Below are 17552 nucleotides of genomic sequence, written 5' to 3'. Positions count from 1 at the left end.
GTTCATCATTCGATTCCGTCGATTCTGTTGTGCTTGCTGCGGCTTCACTGCACGGGAGCGTCGCTCGGTCCTGGCGGTGGATCCGGGTTTGCCGCGGATTGATCGTTGGCGGCCGAATTCGCCAGTTCCTGTGCGGAATTGGCGATGTCCGACATGTTCAGTGTGAGTTGTTGTTGCCGACCGTTGCGCGTGACGGCCACTTCGACCTGGCTGGACGACTCGATGGTGCGGAAGATCTCGTCGCTGCGGGCCGGATCATCGAGCGTGGTGCCGTTGATCGCGGTCACCAGGTCACCGGGGCGCAAGCCCAGTTGGAAGAACGCGCGGCTGTTGCCGCCAGGGTAGACGCGCACGCCAACCTGTTTGCCCTGCGAGAAAACCGGCTGCGGCCGGATGAGCTGGCCCACCGCCGCCGGGTTCTGGGTGACCAGCTGTCGCATCTGGTTGACGACCGGGTTGGGTGTCATTTGCAGTGCATTCGCGCTGGGAGGCGGCGCGGTCAGACTGCCGCTGCGCTGGCGCGGCAGCGGCAGCGACTCGATGCTGCCGCCACGATTGAGCAATACCTTGTCGCTGTAGACAGCGTGCAGTTTCATACCGCCCGGCAGGCTGTCGCCCACCGCGTAGACCTTGGTGGCTGCCGCGCTCTGGCCGATCAGTGCGACACCGCGCTGTGGGTCGTCGGCCGCCAGCACGCCCGCAAGCACCAGCGATGCGGAGGTCTGTGGTGCGTTGTTGTCGAGCGAGCCAGGCACGGCCGCCGGTTCGCCAAACAGGTGCGCATTGATGAGCCCCGCCAGATCGAGCGAGCGCGCAGCCGGGGTCGAGTTGGCGATGGCGTTGCCCGCGCGAAGATCGGGTAGTGGATCGCTGCCGATGCTGGTGACCAGCAGGCCAAGCTGCACGGCGACGACGAGGCCCAGGATGATTGTCAGCCATTGCGGCCCACGGGTATTGAGCAGCTGACGCAGGCCGGCTTGGTGGCCAAATGCTCCACCCAATGACAGTGCGTTCATCGTCCTTTTCCCCGGGGCACGAGTGCAACCGAATCCGCTATAAAGGGTCTAATATTAATGATTGCCCGGATTGCATCACAAGTGACTGTTTTGTTTCGTCAAAATGTGACCTGATCCGAGTAAACTCTGTTGCCAAACGGCGACCAGCACCCAAACGACTCCCATGAGCGAACAGGACCCACAACGCGGCGATACCGGAATACTGGTCGAAGAGGCCAAGCCAAAGCTCGCGAAGCCGCCGCTGTTTCGCGTCGTCCTCCTGAATGACGACTATACGCCCATGGAGTTCGTCGTTGATGTCCTCGAGCGTTTTTTCTCCATGAACCGACCGAATGCGACGCGCGTCATGCTCGAGGTACATACTCGCGGCAAGGGTGTCTGCGGTGTCTATACTTACGAAATCGCCGAGACGAAGGTTGCGCAAGTAATGACCTATGCGCGTGACAACCAACATCCACTGATGTGTACCCTGGAGGAAGCCTGAGGTGCTGTCGAGCGAACTCGAACAATGCCTGAACGACGCATTCCGCCGCGCGCGGGATTCGCGCCACGAATTTCTCACCGTCGAACACCTCCTGCTGTCGATACTGGACTCGCCGCGCGTCCAGGAAGTGCTGCGCGCATGCGGTGCGGACCTCACCGCCCTCAAGCACGAGCTCACCGAGCACGTCGATCGCAATACGCCGCGCATTGCCGGGCAGGATGAGCACGAGGTGCAGCCGACGCTTGGTTTCCAGCGGGTGTTGCAACGGGCGGTCTTTCACGTGCAGTCGAGCGGCAAGCGCGAAGTGGGTGTGGTCAACGTGCTGGTCGCGATCTTCAGCGAGAAGCAGAGCCACGCGGTGTTCCTGCTCGCCAAGCAGGACGTGCAACGGCTCGACATCGTCAATTACATTTCCCACGGCGTTGCCCGCGTCGGCGACGAGAAAACCGAAAAGACCGAAACGGCGGAAGGCGAGCGCGACGCGGAAGGCGGCAGCGCGCTCGAGAAATACGCGATCAACCTCAACCAGCGGGCGAGCGAGGGGCACATCGATCCGCTGATCGGTCGGCAGCTGGAACTCGAGCGGACCATCGAAATCCTGTGCCGGCGTCGCAAGAACAATCCCCTCTTCGTCGGCGAGGCCGGCGTCGGCAAAACCGCCATCGCAGAAGGACTGGCGCGGCGCATCGTCGAGAACAACGTGCCGGAGGTGCTCACCGACTGCACCATATTCGCCCTCGACATGGGCGCGTTGATCGCGGGCACGAAGTACCGCGGCGATTTCGAAAAACGGCTGAAAGCCGTGATCGGCGAGCTCAAGAAGCTCCCGGGCGCCATCCTGTTCATCGACGAAATTCACACCGTGATCGGTGCCGGCGCGGCCTCCGGCGGCGTCATGGATGCGTCCAACCTGATCAAACCCGTATTGAGCAATGGCGAGATTCGCTGCATTGGTTCGACGACCTATCAGGAGTACCGCGGCATCTTCGAGAAGGATCATGCGCTCGCGCGGCGCTTCCAGAAGATCGACGTCGTCGAGCCGAGTGTCAGCGAAACGGTCGAGATACTGCGTGGTTTGCGCAGCCGGTTCGAAGAGCACCACGGCATCCGCTATACCGATGCGGCACTTGCGGCCGCGGCGGAGCTCGCCGCGCGCCATATCAACGAACGGCACCTGCCGGACAAGGCCATCGACGTGGTCGATGAAGCCGGCGCGCGCATGCGACTGCGCAATGTTGCCGAGCGCGAGGAAGTGGTCGATGTCTCGCACATCGAGGACGTCGTCGCGCGCATGGCGCGCATTCCGCCCAAGAGCGTCTCGACCTCCGACCGCGAGGTGCTGCGAAATCTCGAGCGCAACCTCAAGCTGGTCATATTCGGCCAGGACCAGGCGATCGAAACGCTGGGTGCTGCCATCAAGATGGCGCGCGCCGGGCTTGGCGATCAGCGTCGCCCGGTCGGCTCCCTGCTGTTCGCAGGTCCGACCGGCGTTGGCAAGACCGAGGTGACTCGCCAGCTCGCGATTGCACTCGGCGTCGAACTCATCCGTTTCGACATGTCCGAGTACATGGAGCGGCACACGGTCTCGCGTCTGATCGGCGCACCGCCGGGCTACGTGGGATTCGACCAGGGCGGGTTGCTCACCGAGGCCATCACCAAGCATCCACATAGCGTCCTGTTGCTTGACGAAATCGAAAAAGCGCATCCGGACGTTTTCAATCTGCTGTTGCAGGTCATGGATCACGGCACACTGACCGACAACAACGGACGCAAGGCCGATTTCCGCCACGTCACCATCGTCATGACCACCAATGCCGGCGCGCAGGAGATGAGCCGGCCGGCCATCGGCTTCACCGAGTCCGACAATCGGCCCGATGGCATGGAGGCGATCAAGCGCCTATTCTCTCCGGAGTTTCGCAATCGCCTCGACGCCGTCATCCAGTTTGCGCCGCTCGATACGAAAACGATCGAACGTGTCGTCGACAAGCTGCTGGTCGAGGTCGAGGCACAGCTCGAATCAAAAGGCGTTGCGATCCTGTTCGATGAGGCGGCGCGGCAGTGGATTGCGACCCATGGCTACGATGTCAAGATGGGCGCCCGGCCGATGGCCCGGCTCATTCAGGAACGCGTGAAGCGGCCGCTGGCCGAGGAACTGCTGTTCGGCAAGCTGGCCGACGGCGGTACGGTCAAGGTCGGTGTCAGCGCCGATGGCAAGGAGCTTACGTTGACGAGCGAACCGATGCCGCGACGCGAACTGGCGGCACCGCAGGAGAGCTGACGCCAGCGCTAGCGGCCGCGGTAGATGATGCGGCCCTTGGTCAGGTCGTAAGGCGTGATCTCGACCTTCACCTGGTCGCCCGTCAGGATACGAATATAGTGCTTGCGCATCTTGCCCGAGATATGGGCAGTGACGACGTGGCCGTTCTCGAGTTTGACCCGGAATGTCGTGTTCGGCAGGGTTTCGACAACCTCGCCGTCCATCTGAATTGCGTCTTCTTTCGCCATTAAACCCGATCGATACGCCAAAATAGCGCGGCATTCTGCATAAATGGCCGCGGCATTGCAATCAATGGGGCCGATCTCCCGCCACGGCAGGGCAGAGCTTGTCGAGCCAGGTGACGAAATCGGCGCGCGGCATCGGCCGGCTGCCCATGCGACGCAAGTGCTGGGTTGCCATTTGACAGTCGATCAGCTGGAGGTCGCGAGCCCGGGCGTCGCCAACCAGGCGCGCAAGTGCGACCTTCGATGCATCGGTCTCGTGGCTGAACATGCTCTCGCCGAAGAACACCCTGCCTAGCTGCACGCCGTAGAGGCCGCCCGCCAGTACCCCGTCCCGCCAGCTCTCGATGCTGTGGGCAAGACCGAAGGCGTGCAGGTCGAGGTAGGCCGAGCGCATAGCCGCGGTGATCCAGGTGCCGGTCGAGTCGCCCCGTGGTGCAGCGCAGGCGTCGATGACCGCCGCGAAATCACTGTCGTAGCGTGTTTCGTAGCCGCGCTTGCGCAGGCTGCGCGCGAGCGAGCGGCTGCAATGAAATTCCGCGGGCCAGAGGATCTCGCGTGGGTCGGGGGACCACCACAGAATGGGTTGGCCATCGCTGTACCAGGGAAAGATGCCGCGGCGATAGGCGCTGAGCAGTCGTGCACGCGACAGGTCGCCGCCGGCCGCCAGCAGGCCGTCGGGTTGTTCGAGTGCCTGCTCGACCGGCGGAAAGTCATCGGGATCGCCGTCGGCGGGCAACCACACGATGCCCTGCATGCGCGGCTTGCGGTTCATGGATTGCGGAAAGGTCGATGAAGTGCCGCTTCTTGCTGATAGCGCGCGACGGCGACGGTTTCCTGCTCGAGGTAGTCGGCAATCGCGCGCCGGAACCGGCTGTCGCCGATCCAGTGCGCCGACCAGGTCGGCACCGGGTCGAATCCGCGGCTCAATTTGTGCTCGCCCTGGGCACCTGGATCGAAGTGCTCGAGCCCGGCGGCGATGGCATGTTCGATTCCCTGGTAGTAACAGGTCTCGAAGTGCAGGCTGTGGAAATGTTCGCGGGCACCCCAGTAACGCCCATAGAGTGTGTGCTCATCCTGGAAGAATATCGCCGTACCCACCGGCTCATCGTTTTGCCACGCGAGCTTGATCAACAAGGCATCGCCCATGTGCTCGGCGATTTCCCGCAAGCAGGGCAGGGAAATATAGGGTTCATGGCCACGCGCAAGGAAGGTTGACCGCACCATTGCATGGACCTGCTCGAGCTGCGCGGGCGATGCATCCGATCCGCTCAGGGTCGTGAAGTGGATCGCGGCTTCACTGACCCTGCGCCGTTCACGCCGCGCCTTCTTGCGCTTGTCGGCGCTGAACGTCTCGAGGTAGCCCTCGAAACTCGAATAGCCGCGATTCTGCCAGTGAAACTGGCAGTCGCGTCGGGCGAGCCAGCCGGCGGCGGCGAAGGCGCGTTGCTCGCGCTCGGGAAGGAAGAGCGCATGGATGCTGGAGAACTGCTGCTGCCTCTGCAGCGCCTGCAGCGCAGCGATGAGCTCGGCGGCGCGCAGTTCGAAGGCATCGGTGTCGCGCACCAGCAGGCGCGGTCCGGTGGCGGGCGTGAATGGCGCGGCGATGAGCAGCTTCGGGTAATACTCGAGCCCGTGACGATGATAGGCCTGGGCCCAGGCGAAATCGAAGACGAATTCGCCGTAGGAGTGGTACTTGAGATAGGCCGCGACGCCGGCGCAAATGCCCGCGCGGTCGGAAAGGGTCAGTATCAGCGGTTGCCAACCCGTATCACCGCCTACGCAACCATGACGCTCGAGCGCCGCAAGGAATTCGTGGCGCAGGAAGGGATAGCCTCCGACCATGGCATTCCATTGCGCCGCGTCGACCTGCCGGATGCTCGAGTGCAGCGTCGCGCCTGGCGCAGGCACGGTCCGTCTATCCTGCGCCGTGGTCCAGCGTTTCGAGGTAATGGTCGGCATCGAGCGCCGCCATGCAGCCGGAACCCGCCGAAGTGACGGCCTGCCGATACACATGGTCGGCGACGTCGCCGGCGGCGAACACGCCCGGGACGCTGGTGGCCGTCGCATTGCCATCCGTACCGCTTTGCACCTTTATATAGCCGTTGTTCATTTCGAGCTGGCCAGTAAAGATCCCGGTGTTGGGCGTATGGCCGATGGCGATGAACACGCCGGTCACCTCGAGCGATTTTCGCGTGCCGTCGCGACTGACGATGGCGAGTCCATTGACACCGGTATCGTCGCCCAGCACCTCGGCCACCGTCGAATTCCACTCGAAGCCAACGCGTCCCTGCTGCTCGAGTGCAAACAGGCGATCCTGCATGATCTTCTCGGCGCGTAGCCGGTCCCGCCGGTGCACGAGCGTGACATGCGAGGCGAGGTTGGCAAGGTAGAGCGCCTCTTCGACAGCGGTGTTACCGCCCCCGACCACCGCGACCTGCTGGCCCTTGAAGAAGAATCCGTCGCAGGTCGCGCAGGCCGACACGCCGCGACCCTGGAAGCGTGTTTCCGAGGGCAGGCCCAGGTAGCGGGCCGATGCGCCGGTTGCGACGATCAGCGCATCACAACTATAGGTGCCGCTGTCACCCTGCAGTTCAAAAGGCCGGCTGCCGAGTTTCACTGTATGGATATGATCATTGACGATACGCGTCGCGAATCGTTCCGCATGTCGTTGCATGCGCTGCATGAGGTCGGGGCCGAGCAGCCCCTCGACATCGCCGGGCCAGTTGTCGACCTCGGTCGTGGTCATCAGCTGCCCGCCCTGCTGCAGGCCGGTGATGAGCAGCGGCTCGCGATTCGCCCGCGCCGCGTACACCGCGGCACTGAAACCGGCCGGCCCGGAGCCGAGGATGATCAGACTGGTATGTTGGGTGCTCATGTATAATTCGCGTTCATGGAACAACAATTATAATCAACAATCTACAGAGGGTATTTGACAGGACAGACAATTGGCAGGCTACGCAGTGCAAAATGACGGTGATTCCCGACTGACCGGGGCAGTGGCTCGGGGATTGCGCGAAGCGAGCCTTATCGTGATGGTCGCGCTGGCGCTGATGCTGTTCGCCTCGCTCGCCAGCTACAGTCCGCTCGATCCGGGATTCTCGTTCACGGGCGACGGGCGGAGCGTCGAGAACCTCATCGGGCGTGTCGGCGCCTGGTTCGCCGATGTGCTTTTCTTTCTTTTTGGCTACCCCGCATTCCTGTTTCCGCTGATGCTGGCCCTGGCGGGCTGGCAGCTCTACCAAAGACGTCGCGATCGCGAGACCGTGGCCCGCATCAACCTCCTGATTCGCCTCGGCGGCTTCGCCCTCATGCTCGGTGCGAGTTGTGCGCTCGCGACCATGCATTTTGGTGCGGGCGATCTGCGCCAGACGGCCGGTGGTGCCCTGGGTCAGCTGCTGGGCGGTGCGGCCCTGTCGGGCCTCAATTTTCTCGGCGCGACCGTGCTGGTATTGGCGGTCTGGATGACCGGGATGACCCTGGCATTCGACCTGTCGTGGCTCAAGGTCATGGACCAGGTCGGATCGGCGGCATGGCGCGCCGTGGGTTGGGTCAAGGCAAGGCAGTCGGCTGCGCGCGATGCGGCGGTGGGAGAGGAGCGCAAGGCGGCCCGCAAGGAGGCCGTCGCCATTCAGCAGAAGAAGGTTGCGACCCGCAGCAAACCGCGCATCGACACACCGGCGCCCGCCCCGGAGAAATCCGAACGTGTCGATCGCGAGCGCCAGGTGCCCCTGTTCGAGGCGCCGAGCCAGGGCGAACTGCCGCCCCTCAATATCCTGGACGATCCACCGCGCAGCGAGCCAAGCTACTCCGAAGAGGCACTCGAGGCGATGTCGCGCCTCGTGGAACTCAAGCTGAAGGACTTCGGCGTCGAAGTCGAGGTCGTCGCAGTGCAGCCTGGGCCGGTCGTCACCCGATTCGAGATTCGGCCGGCCCCCGGCGTGAAGGTGTCGCAGATCAGCGGCCTGTCGAAGGATCTTGCGCGGGCCCTGTCCGCGATCAGCGTGCGGGTGGTCGAAGTCATTCCCGGCAAATCGGTAATGGGTCTCGAGATCCCGAACGAGCGCAGGGAGCTGGTGACCCTCGGCGAGATCATCAAGTCCAAGGCCTATGACGACATTGCCTCGCCGCTGGCGCTCGCCCTCGGCAAGGATATTGGCGGCGCGCCCATTGTCGCGGACCTCGCTCGCATGCCGCATCTGCTCATCGCCGGCACGACAGGCTCGGGCAAGTCGGTGGCGATCAACGCCATGGTGCTGTCGCTCCTGTATAAAGCGACGGCCGAGCACGTGCGCATGATCATGATCGACCCGAAGATGCTCGAGCTGTCGGTCTACGAAGGCATTCCGCAACTGCTCGCGCCCGTGGTGACGGATATGCGCGATGCGGCCAATGCCCTGCGTTGGTGCGTGGCCGAGATGGAGCGGCGCTATCAACTGATGGCGGCGCTCGGTGTACGCAACATCATCGGTTTCAATCGCAAGGTGCGCGAGGCGACCGACGCGGGCAAGCCGATTCGCGATCCCGTGCAAATGGCGAGGGCCGCGAACGATCCGACCATCGACCAGTCGGAAATTCCTGACCTGGTGCCGCTGCCATACATCGTTGTCATCATCGACGAGCTTGCCGACCTCATGATGATAGTCGGCAAGAAGGTCGAGGAGCTGATCGCGCGGCTCGCGCAGAAAGCGCGCGCTTCGGGCATTCACCTTGTGCTCGCCACGCAGCGCCCGTCGGTGGATGTCATTACCGGTCTCATTAAGGCCAATATCCCGACGCGCATCGCGTTTCAGGTATCGGCGAAAGTCGACTCGCGCACCATCCTCGATCAGATCGGCGCGGAGGCATTGCTGGGTCATGGCGACATGCTCTACCTGCCCCCTGGCACCTCACTGCCGATGCGCGTGCATGGCGCATTCGTATCCGATTCCGAAGTGCATCGGGTGGTCAAGGCGCTGAAGGCGAGCGGGACACCGACCTATCTGGAAGAAGTCATCGCGGGCCCGTCCACGCCGCTGCCCGGCATCTCGGGCGAGCCGCCGGAGCCAGGCGGCGCGGACGATGCCGAGCAGGATCCGCTCTACGATGAAGCCGTGCGCATCGTCATCGAAGAGCGCAAACCCTCCATTTCCTATGTGCAGCGCCGACTGAAGATCGGCTACAACCGCGCTGCGCGCCTCGTGGAGGCGATGGAGGCAGCGGGACTCGTCGGGCCATTGCAGTCGAATGGTTCTCGCGAAGTGCTGGCGCCGGCGCAGGGCGGAGACTGATCCCATGCGGAGCCTGTTCGCGTGCTGGCTTGCGTTCGCGTGCAGCCTGGCCCTGGCGGCGGTGCAACCCACCCGGCTGGATGCATACCTCACCGGTCTCAAGACCCTGCGCACGGATTTCGAGCAGACGGTGGTCGATTCACGAGGCCGCGAAGTGCAGCGCGATTCAGGTTCGTTGCTGGTCGAGCGCCCGGGGAGGTTTCGCTGGTCACTACGTGATGGCAAGGGCCAGCCTGCGCAGGTGCTGGTCGGCGACGGCCTGAATCTCTGGTTCTACGACATAGCGCTCGAGCAAGTGACCGTGAAGCCGGCAGCGAGTACCTTGCCGGGCACGCCCGCCATGCTGCTTGCCGGCGAGGCGCCAATTCGCGAATCCTTCCTGGTGCGTGCCTTGCCGCGTCAGCAGGGGCTCGACTGGGTCGAAGTCAGACCGCGACGGAGCGATGCGGAATTCGCGATCGCAAAGTTCGGTTTTGCGAGGAATGTACTGGTGAGCATGCGCCTCACGGACAAGCTGGGCCAGGTGACGACCGTCAAATTCAACGGCGCTGCGCGCAATGTGGCCCTGGATCCCGATGAGTTCAGGTTTTCCGCGCCCCAGGGCGTGGATGTCATCGGAACACCGGCGTCGCCTTCGCCCTGAGACCTGCCCGCATGCTCAAGCTGCGATTTACACGAACCTGGCTGGCGGTCGGCATTTTGATTGCCGCCTTCGTTCTGGTCACGGGTCTCGTGCCGCCACGCAGATTGCCCGCCCTGGGTTTGAGTGACAAAGTCGAGCATGCGCTCGCCTACCTCGGCCTCGCGTTGTGGTTCGTCGGCATCGTTGCGCGCAGCCGATATCTCGTACTGGCGGGTGCGTTGTTCCTGTTCGGTGTTGCGATCGAGATTCTCCAGCATCTGACGGGTTGGGGCCGGCGCGCGGACCCCTACGACGTGCTCGCCAATTCCGTCGGTATCGTGCTTGGGTTGGTGATTGGCCGACTGGGTCTTGGCGGCTGGGCCGAGTGGCTCGAGCGCCGTCTCGGTCTCGCGCCGTAGCGCGATCGCCCCGCGCATGACCAGCGAGACCCTACTGCGACCGCTTGCCGATCGCATGCGGCCCCGAAATCTCGACGAATTCGCCGGTCAGCAGCACTTGTTGAGTGCGGGCAAACCGTTGCGACGGGCAGTCGAAGGCGCGCAACTGCACTCGATGATCCTGTGGGGACCACCCGGCACCGGCAAGACCACGCTCGCGAGGCTGATCGCGACGCAAGCCAATGCCGAGTTCATCGCCTTGTCGGCGGTGATGGCGGGTGTCAAGGACATCCGCCAGGCCGTCGAGCAGGCGAAGGCCAATCGCGAGCAATTCGCGCGGCGCACGGTGTTGTTTCTCGATGAAGTGCATCGCTTCAACAAGGCCCAGCAGGATGTCTTCCTGCCTTACGTCGAAGACGGCACGTTGTACTTCATCGGGGCGACGACCGAGAATCCTTCGTTCGAAGTCGTCAGCGCCTTGCTCTCGCGGGCGCGTGTCTATGTCCTGAAGCGCTTGCTCGATGCGGATATCGAGGGGGTTCTGCAACGTGCGGCCGAGGACGATGAGCGTGGCCTTGGTGCGCTGCGACTTGCATTTGCCGCTGGCGTGCTGCCCGCGCTTGCACAGGCCGCGGATGGTGATGCGCGCCGTGCGCTCAACATGCTCGAAATCGCGGCTGACCTCGCGCGCCCGTCTGAATCTGGATCAATGATCGATCTCGATGTCGTTCGTGAACTCGCAAGCAGCAATCGGCGCCGCTTCGACAAGGGTGGCGATCAGTTCTATGACCAGATCTCGGTCCTTCACAAGTCGGTACGAGGGACTGATCCCGATGCCGCACTCTATTGGTTTGCGCGCATGATCGACGGTGGTTGCGATCCTTTATACATCGCGCGGCGCGCGGTGAGGATGGCGGTGGAGGATATTGGTCTTGCCGATCCACGCGCACTGACTCTCACGCTGCAGGCATGGGAGGCCTACGAACGGCTCGGCAGCCCCGAGGGAGAGCTCGCGATCGCCAATGCAATCATTTACCTCGCCTGTGCGCCCAAGAGCAATGCGGCTTATGTGGCATTCGGCGAGGCGCGAGCCGATATCGAGTCGTTCGGGACGCTCGATGTACCACTGCGTTTTCGCAATGCCCCGACGCGGTTGATGAAGGAACTGGGACACGGCAAGGGCTATCGTTATGCGCACGATGAACCCGACGCCTTCGCGGTCGGCGAGCGCTATTTTCCCGACGACATGCCGCAAAAACAGTACTATCGCCCGGTCGAGAGAGGTCTGGAGATTCGCATTGGTGAGGCGCTCGAGCGGCTGCGTCAGAAAATTTCGAGGTAACCGGTCTTGAACTGGATCTGGGTGGCTGTCGGCAGCGCACTCGGTGGATCCGCGCGCTACGCCGTCGCGCTTTGGCTGCCGCATCAGCCAGGCAGGTGGCCGGTCGCAACCTTCACCGTCAATGTGCTGGGTTCATTCGCGATTGGTTGTGTATTTGCCTGGTGGTCGCTGCGCAGCGCGCAGGCGGAGGGTCTGCGTCTGTTTCTGATGACCGGGATCCTCGGCGGGTTTACCACGTACTCGGCCTTTGCGCTCGAGGCGAGTCTGCTCGATGGCGCCGTGCCGGGTTTGCGCGCGGTTGGGTATGCGGTTGCCACCGTCGTGGGCTGCGTCGGCGCCGCGCTCGCAGGGCGCCGATTGTTCGAAGTCATCTTGGTGGGTTGAAGCAGGACGTCGCGTGTTAGACAGCAGACAATTACGTAACGATATCGATGAGGTAGCCGCAAATCTCGCGCGGCGCGGTTTTGCGCTCGACATCGCTGCATTCAAGTCACTCGAAGAGGAGCGGCGCAGCGCTCAGCTCGCTGTCGATGAGTTGCGAGCCGCGCGCAATGCCAATGCCAAGGCCGTCGGCGGCGCAAAGTCGCGGGGTGAGGATGCGAGTGAGCTCATCGCCGCGGGCGAAGCGCTCGGCGCGCAGATGACGAGTGCCGAGGAGCGCATTGCGTCGGTCCAGCAACGCTTCGATGCGGCCGTGCTTGGTTTGCCCAATCTGCTGCATCCCTCGGTTCCCGAAGGCAAGGATGAGTCGTGCAATCGCGAACTGCGTCAGGTCGGAACGCCGGCGCGATACGATTTTGCCGTGCGCGATCATGTTGCGCTCGGTGAAGGCCTTGGTGGCCTCGATTTTGATGCGGCGGGGCGGATATCCGGCGCGCGTTTTGCCGTGATGCGCGGCGGCGTCGCGGCGCTGCACCGGGCGTTGGCGCAATTCATGCTGGACCTGCATGTGCGCGAACATGGGTATGTTGAGCACTACGTCCCTTACATGGTGCTCGACGACGCGCTCCTGGGTACTGGCCAATTGCCCAAGTTCGCCGCGGACCTGTTTCGGATCGAGCGCGATCCCGCGAGCTTCCTGATTCCAACCGCGGAAGTTCCGCTGACCAACCTGGTGCGCGGGCAGATCGTAGCGGCCGATGCGCTGCCAATGCGTTTGGTCGCGCACACGCCGTGCTTCCGTTCGGAGGCGGGTTCCTATGGCAAGGACACACGCGGCCTCATTCGCCAGCACCAGTTCGACAAGGTCGAGCTCGTGCACATCGTGCGCCCGGACGAGTCCTACGATGCGCTGGAATCGCTCACGTCGCATGCGGAGGCAGTCCTGCAGCGCCTGGAGTTGCCCTATCGCGTCGTCGCGCTGTGCGCGGGCGACATGGGATTTGGCAGCGCCAAGACCTATGATCTCGAGGTGTGGCTGCCTGGCCAGGACAAGTACCGCGAAATTTCCTCCTGCAGCAACTGCGAGGCTTTTCAGGCGCGGCGCATGCAGGCGCGCTGGCGCAATCCGGAGAGCAAGAAGCCCGAGCCCGTGCACACCTTGAACGGATCCGGCGTGGCGGTAGGGCGCGCGCTGGTTGCAGTGCTCGAGAATTACCAGAACGCGGACGGTTCGGTCACGGTGCCCAAGGTCTTGCGCCCATACTTGCACGGAATCGATAAAATCACCCGTTCTTAGAATGCGCGGAACCGCCGGAGAGGTGGCAGAGCGGTTGAATGCACCGGTCTTGAAAACCGGCATCGGGGCAACCCGATCGTGGGTTCGAATCCCACCCTCTCCGCCATAAATCAGTGGGTTACGCCGCTATCTGCGGCTCTGCTTGGTTCTTAGTTGCAGTTTTGGTTGCACTTCAATACGATTTGAGGTCAGAAATGAATTTGTGCGCGAATGGCGCACAAATGAATCGGCCCCGGCAAGCGCGCTAACGCTTGGCGAGGCCTGACCACATCGGCAAGCGAGGTGCTGACATGGCTGGGTCATATTCTATAGCGCCGCGAAGGTTCTTTTCGTGGCTACCATAACCGAACGCCGAACCCGCAAAAGCGGGCGCTCGTTTCTGGCGCAAGTGCGTATTGCGGGCTATAAACCAACTGCCCGGGCATTTGCTAGCAGGCGTGACGCGAAACGCTGGGCGGAACAGACGGAGAGCGAACTCCGCAAGCAGCGCGAGCGCGGCAATGCCATCCGCTCAGACGCGCCGAAAATGACTGTCGGCGACATCATTCGCGAATATCTGGACGATCCGGAAACTCAAAGCCTTCGCACCTACCGCGACTTGTCCGACCTACTCGCGTGGTGGACATCAGAGTACGGTGGCGAAAGAGTTCTGCGGCTCAATGTGGTTGCCTTGCGTGAAGCCAGGAAAAGACTGCGCAAAGACGGCCGTGCGCCGGCAACGGTCAATCGTTACCTAAGCGCCATGCGGAGTTGCTGGAATTTTGCGCGCGCCGCCGGGATCGTTCCGCTCGATCAGTCTTGGCCACTGCGTCTAATGCTGACAGAGCCCAAGGGCCGAACTCGATTCCTGTCAGACGAAGAGCTGACCCGCCTAAATAGAGAAGCTGCCGAGTATTCGCCGCTGATGCGAGCGGCGATTTCGGTTTCTTTGGGTTGCGGCGTAAGGGCGGGCGAACTCCTAAGGCTTACGTGGGCCGACGTCGACTTCGAGCGCCAGCGGCTTCGTATTCTGATTGCAAAGAACAAGACATCACGCGCTGTGCATCTGCCCAGCAGTGCGGCGCATGCACTGCGCGCACTCAAGCGACAGCCAATGATCGGCTCACGCGTGTTCCTCAATTCGAGGGGGGAGCCACTGGAGAAAGGCGGGCTCGAAAAACATTGGCGAACCATACGAGCGGCCGCCGATCTCCATGACTTCCGATGGCATGATCTGCGTCATAGCTGTGCAAGTATTTTGGCGCAAAACGGCGCGACGCTTCTTGAGATCGGCAGTGTCCTGGGGCACAAAAGCCCGGCGGTGACTCAGCGTTACTCGCACTTGGTTGAGGGCAAGCCGGTGACGGGTCATGATGCACTCGACAGGAAGCTCCGGGGTGACCCGTGAATGCCCGAAAGAAAAGGGCACGTGGCGTCCCTCGGTCACTGTTCAAGAAATCGGCTAGATCAAAGAAATCCATAGAGACTGAAGAACAGTGGCGCGAGTGGTTTCAGGCGAGTAATCCGACGAACGGTGTTGAGGATGCGCTTGGAGTGATGCTGGCGGCAGCGGCTCGCGCAGAGATAGACCACGAGTTGGAGTGCGGGCAGGACTGGGCGGACGAAATTCGCAGTAGAGTCCTGCGTCTCAACGAAGCGCGCGCACGTGCTGCGGGGCGCGGCGATTCAGACGAGGTTGCATTGTGCGCAATGAAACTTACCGAATCCTGGATGATGCTGCGGGCGGATGCGCTTTTTGCACGTGACATTCGCGAGAAGGAGCGGCGTATCAAGCAATCGTCGGCGCTATCAGACGACGACATTCTTGCGGTAGTAGCGAAGTTCCGAACGCAGCTTCTCGCGGCAGAGCAATTGGGTATTAGCGAGCGGCAGGTCCGAACGCGAGTGAAAAGAGCGCGCGACCGGAAGTCCTAGCACTTCCTACTCGATTCGCCCACATACGCGATCATTCGATCACTGATCTACTAAGGAGTGATTCGATGTCGCGCGCGCACAATGTGTTAGCTCACAGTTGGCCGCTGTCCGATTGGCCGGCGGATGTTTACCCGAATTCCACAGAGCGGGCGCGCTACGTTTTGCGCGCGCATCGTCGCGAACTCGTCGAGGCTGGCGCCATGGTCCGGGTTGGCCGCGAGCTCGTCGTTCTCGCCAGAGGGTACGACAAATGGCTGCAACGCCGCGGCGCGCGGGTCTTTGGCTACGAATGCGCCGCCTATCGCAAGAGTGGCTCGGCGCGATGAGCATCGCAGCGGTTCTCGGTCGCCTCGCGGGCGTTCGTCAATCGCGACCCGGCCAGTGGATTGCGCGATGCCCCGCTCATGCTGACCGCAACCCCAGCTTGAGTGTGCGCGAAACAGACGATGGACGCGTGTTGATTTTTTGCTTCGGCCGCTGTGAAGTCGAGTCGATCCTGAGCGCGCTCGGGTTACGTTTTAGTGACCTGTTTCGGGAGCCGTTTCGCCGCGACACTCGGTTTCGCCCTATTCGCAACGCGCACGCGGCGAACGCTGTCGATGTTCTTGTCGCCTTGCGTCAGGAAATCTTGGTCCTGCAAATCGCTGCTACCGCAATGGCCCGCGGCGAGTCGCTCGATGGCGAGGACAGCGTGCGGATGGCACTGGCTGCGGATCGCCTCGCATGCATCGCAGGGGCGGCGCCATGAACCATGCGCTGCGACAGATCGACGAAGCGGTCGCACGATTCGATAGGGCCACGGGCGCCGATGCGGAGCAGTCGGGGGATTTGCTTCTCGGGAACGTTCGTGCATTCATCGGTCGTTTTTGCGTATTTCCAACGCAGCACGCATTGACAGCCGTAGCGCTTTGGGCGGCACATGCCCACGCGATCGAGCACTTCGTATCAACGCCGCGGCTTGCGCTGCTGAGTCCGGAGCCGGCGAGCGGCAAGACGCGCGTGCTTGAGGTTCTGGATCTTTTGGCGCCGGCGCCGATGTTCAGCCTGAGCGCTTCGCCCGCAGCAATTTTCCGCAAACTCCAGCAAGAGCAGATTACGTTGCTATTCGATGAGGTCGACGCCATATGGAATCGTCGCGGCAAGGATGACAACCACGAAGACCTGCGCGCTCTGCTGAACGCCGGTTACAAGCGAGGCGCCACTATTCCGCGTTGTGTCGGTCCCAAGCATGAGGTTGTCGATTTCCCGGTTTTCGCGGCCGTTGCGCTGGCAGGGCTGGGCGAGCTGCCGGATACGATCATGTCACGTTCAGTCATCATAAAAATGCGTCGACGCGCGCCATCCGAGCGTGCCGAGCCCTTTCGCCACCGCGAGCACTCTCATGCGGGTTTCGAATTGCGTGAGCGGCTAGCCAAGTGGGCACGCCGCGTGGGACCACCGGCGGGTGCCGCCTGGCCGACGATGCCGCGTGGGGTTGTCGACCGGCCTGCAGAAATATGGGAGCCCCTCATTGCAATTGCCGACCAGGCCGGAGGCGCGTGGCCTCTCATGGCGCGCGATGCCTGTGTCGCATTGTGTGCCGATGCCGAGGATCGGCGCCTCAGTCTGGGCATAAGGCTCCTCGCCGATCTGAGGACCCTGTTCAAAGGCCAGGAAGTGATCGGAACGCAAGCCATCCTGCAGCGCCTTGCCGATGGGGCAGATTATGGGCTTGATCCTGACGCGCCTTGGGGCGACATTCGCGGACGGCCACTGACTGTGCGAGCGCTCTCGTCCATGTTAAAGGGCTACGGTGTCGGTCCCACGAAGGTCAAAGTCGCGGGATCAGCCGTGCAGGGGTATCGGCGAGACCAGCTCCATGACGCCTGGCAGCGCTACCTCCCCTCCATCTCCAGCAATCCGGAACTTCCGGAACCTCCGGAACCGGCCCTTTATTCCCCAGCCGAAACGGTTCCGGATTTCCGCCAGCCATACACTCGATCCGGAACCGATCCGGAACCGGTAAGTGCTTTGCCCACCGCTTCGGTTCCACCGGTTCCGCAGGTTCCGCTTGTTGGCACCCCGGAGAGCGGCTGTCCTCGCTGCGCTGGGGAGGGTTGCGAGTGGTGCGCGTGATCAACGGTAGGGGGCATCGATAAGCTACAGGACTCGCGTGTCTATCGAGCGTGCCCTTTTTTCTTGTTAACCCCGAACATTTTCGACACACGCCATGACTAGTGGATTTACGAAGGCGAGAGCCCCAACCAGCCCGAACCTGATCGCCGATCCAGCCGCAACGCTTGTAATGGTCCCGGCTGACGAGGATGCAGAGGCCAGATTTCGCGCGGCG

At 62.6% G+C, this 17552-nt stretch carries 18 protein-coding genes and 1 tRNA gene; 14 read left to right on the top strand and 5 right to left on the bottom strand.

Going from position 1 to position 17552, the window contains the following annotated elements; all coding sequences use genetic code 11:
- Positions 1-44 precede the first annotated feature (44 nt).
- Positions 45-1016: a type II secretion system protein GspC gene (gene gspC, locus R3E77_11370; protein MEZ5500010.1), complete on the bottom strand. Its 972-nt coding sequence runs from the start codon at positions 1014-1016 to the stop codon at positions 45-47.
- Positions 1017-1179: 163 nt separating this feature from the next.
- On the opposite strand from gspC, the gene clpS reads away from it, so the two are divergent.
- Both clpS and clpA read left to right on the top strand, forming a co-directional pair.
- On the top strand, positions 1180-1500 hold the full coding sequence (clpS, locus tag R3E77_11365) for an ATP-dependent Clp protease adapter ClpS (protein ID MEZ5500009.1): 321 nt from the start codon (positions 1180-1182) through the stop codon (positions 1498-1500).
- 1 nt (position 1501) lies between these two features.
- Entirely contained in the window at positions 1502-3778 is a 2277-nt protein-coding gene (clpA, locus tag R3E77_11360) for an ATP-dependent Clp protease ATP-binding subunit ClpA (GenBank protein ID MEZ5500008.1), read from the top strand.
- Positions 3779-3786: 8 nt separating this feature from the next.
- Here the strand turns inward: clpA and infA are convergent, their stop codons facing one another.
- The 4 genes from infA to trxB all read right to left on the bottom strand — a co-directional run bounded on the left by infA (position 3787) and on the right by trxB (position 6877).
- Entirely contained in the window at positions 3787-4005 is a 219-nt protein-coding gene (gene infA / locus R3E77_11355) for a translation initiation factor IF-1 (protein ID MEZ5500007.1), read from the bottom strand.
- Between the two features lie 61 nt (positions 4006-4066).
- Complete coding sequence (gene aat, locus R3E77_11350) at positions 4067-4774, bottom strand: leucyl/phenylalanyl-tRNA--protein transferase (protein ID MEZ5500006.1); 708 nt, start codon at positions 4772-4774, stop codon at positions 4067-4069.
- A complete protein-coding gene (locus R3E77_11345) occupies positions 4771-5961 on the bottom strand; it encodes a GNAT family N-acetyltransferase (protein ID MEZ5500005.1) in 1191 nt (396 codons plus the stop codon). The genes aat and R3E77_11345 overlap by 4 nt, the downstream gene beginning before the upstream one ends.
- Positions 5918-6877, bottom strand: a complete 960-nt coding sequence (trxB, locus tag R3E77_11340) for a thioredoxin-disulfide reductase (protein MEZ5500004.1) — start codon at positions 6875-6877, stop codon at positions 5918-5920. The genes R3E77_11345 and trxB overlap by 44 nt, the downstream gene beginning before the upstream one ends.
- A 70-nt stretch (positions 6878-6947) precedes the next feature.
- On the opposite strand from trxB, the gene R3E77_11335 reads away from it, so the two are divergent.
- From R3E77_11335 to R3E77_11280, 12 genes are all read left to right on the top strand, one after another.
- Positions 6948-9269 (top strand): DNA translocase FtsK 4TM domain-containing protein, encoded by a 2322-nt coding sequence (locus R3E77_11335; GenBank protein MEZ5500003.1) that lies wholly within the window; start codon positions 6948-6950, stop codon positions 9267-9269.
- Positions 9270-9273: 4 nt separating this feature from the next.
- Positions 9274-9912, top strand: coding sequence for an outer membrane lipoprotein chaperone LolA (lolA, locus tag R3E77_11330; protein MEZ5500002.1), 639 nt, complete (start codon positions 9274-9276; stop codon positions 9910-9912).
- A gap of 11 nt (positions 9913-9923) precedes the next feature.
- On the top strand, positions 9924-10310 hold the full coding sequence (locus tag R3E77_11325) for a VanZ family protein (GenBank protein MEZ5500001.1): 387 nt from the start codon (positions 9924-9926) through the stop codon (positions 10308-10310).
- A gap of 16 nt (positions 10311-10326) precedes the next feature.
- Positions 10327-11631, top strand: a complete 1305-nt coding sequence (locus R3E77_11320) for a replication-associated recombination protein A (GenBank protein ID MEZ5500000.1) — start codon at positions 10327-10329, stop codon at positions 11629-11631.
- 6 nt (positions 11632-11637) lie between these two features.
- Positions 11638-12015 carry a CrcB family protein gene (locus tag R3E77_11315; protein ID MEZ5499999.1) on the top strand — a complete coding sequence of 126 codons (378 nt, stop codon included), beginning with the start codon at positions 11638-11640 and terminating at the stop codon, positions 12013-12015.
- Between the two features lie 13 nt (positions 12016-12028).
- Positions 12029-13309, top strand: a complete 1281-nt coding sequence (gene serS / locus R3E77_11310; GenBank protein ID MEZ5499998.1) for a serine--tRNA ligase — start codon at positions 12029-12031, stop codon at positions 13307-13309.
- 16 nt (positions 13310-13325) lie between these two features.
- Positions 13326-13415 (top strand) — tRNA-Ser (locus R3E77_11305).
- A gap of 225 nt (positions 13416-13640) precedes the next feature.
- On the top strand, positions 13641-14696 hold the full coding sequence (locus tag R3E77_11300) for a site-specific integrase (protein MEZ5499997.1): 1056 nt from the start codon (positions 13641-13643) through the stop codon (positions 14694-14696).
- A complete protein-coding gene (locus R3E77_11295; protein MEZ5499996.1) occupies positions 14693-15223 on the top strand; it encodes a hypothetical protein in 531 nt (176 codons plus the stop codon). The genes R3E77_11300 and R3E77_11295 overlap by 4 nt, the downstream gene beginning before the upstream one ends.
- Before the next feature lie 65 nt (positions 15224-15288).
- Positions 15289-15549 carry a hypothetical protein gene (locus tag R3E77_11290; protein MEZ5499995.1) on the top strand — a complete coding sequence of 87 codons (261 nt, stop codon included), beginning with the start codon at positions 15289-15291 and terminating at the stop codon, positions 15547-15549.
- Between the two features lie 128 nt (positions 15550-15677).
- A complete protein-coding gene (locus R3E77_11285) occupies positions 15678-15971 on the top strand; it encodes a hypothetical protein (protein MEZ5499994.1) in 294 nt (97 codons plus the stop codon).
- Complete coding sequence (locus R3E77_11280; protein ID MEZ5499993.1) at positions 15968-17338, top strand: DUF3631 domain-containing protein; 1371 nt, start codon at positions 15968-15970, stop codon at positions 17336-17338. The genes R3E77_11285 and R3E77_11280 overlap by 4 nt, the downstream gene beginning before the upstream one ends.
- The last annotated feature ends 214 nt before the right edge of the window (positions 17339-17552 follow it).

This window comes from Steroidobacteraceae bacterium (genome assembly GCA_041395505.1).
In the GTDB taxonomy this organism is placed as follows: domain Bacteria; phylum Pseudomonadota; class Gammaproteobacteria; order Steroidobacterales; family Steroidobacteraceae; genus JAWLAG01.
This window is presented reverse-complemented; position numbering and strand designations above follow the sequence as displayed.

Coding starts and splice junctions, on each gene's coding strand:
- gspC (MEZ5500010.1), bottom strand. CDS start 1,016: ATGAACGCACTGTCATTGGGTGGAGCATTTGGCCACCAAGCCGGCCTG.
- clpS (MEZ5500009.1), top strand. CDS start 1,180: ATGAGCGAACAGGACCCACAACGCGGCGATACCGGAATACTGGTCGAA.
- infA (MEZ5500007.1), bottom strand. CDS start 4,005: ATGGCGAAAGAAGACGCAATTCAGATGGACGGCGAGGTTGTCGAAACC.
- aat (MEZ5500006.1), bottom strand. CDS start 4,774: ATGAACCGCAAGCCGCGCATGCAGGGCATCGTGTGGTTGCCCGCCGAC.
- R3E77_11345 (MEZ5500005.1), bottom strand. CDS start 5,961: ATGCCGACCATTACCTCGAAACGCTGGACCACGGCGCAGGATAGACGG.
- trxB (MEZ5500004.1), bottom strand. CDS start 6,877: ATGAGCACCCAACATACCAGTCTGATCATCCTCGGCTCCGGGCCGGCC.
- lolA (MEZ5500002.1), top strand. CDS start 9,274: ATGCGGAGCCTGTTCGCGTGCTGGCTTGCGTTCGCGTGCAGCCTGGCC.
- R3E77_11325 (MEZ5500001.1), top strand. CDS start 9,924: ATGCTCAAGCTGCGATTTACACGAACCTGGCTGGCGGTCGGCATTTTG.
- R3E77_11320 (MEZ5500000.1), top strand. CDS start 10,327: ATGACCAGCGAGACCCTACTGCGACCGCTTGCCGATCGCATGCGGCCC.
- R3E77_11290 (MEZ5499995.1), top strand. CDS start 15,289: ATGTCGCGCGCGCACAATGTGTTAGCTCACAGTTGGCCGCTGTCCGAT.
- R3E77_11280 (MEZ5499993.1), top strand. CDS start 15,968: ATGAACCATGCGCTGCGACAGATCGACGAAGCGGTCGCACGATTCGAT.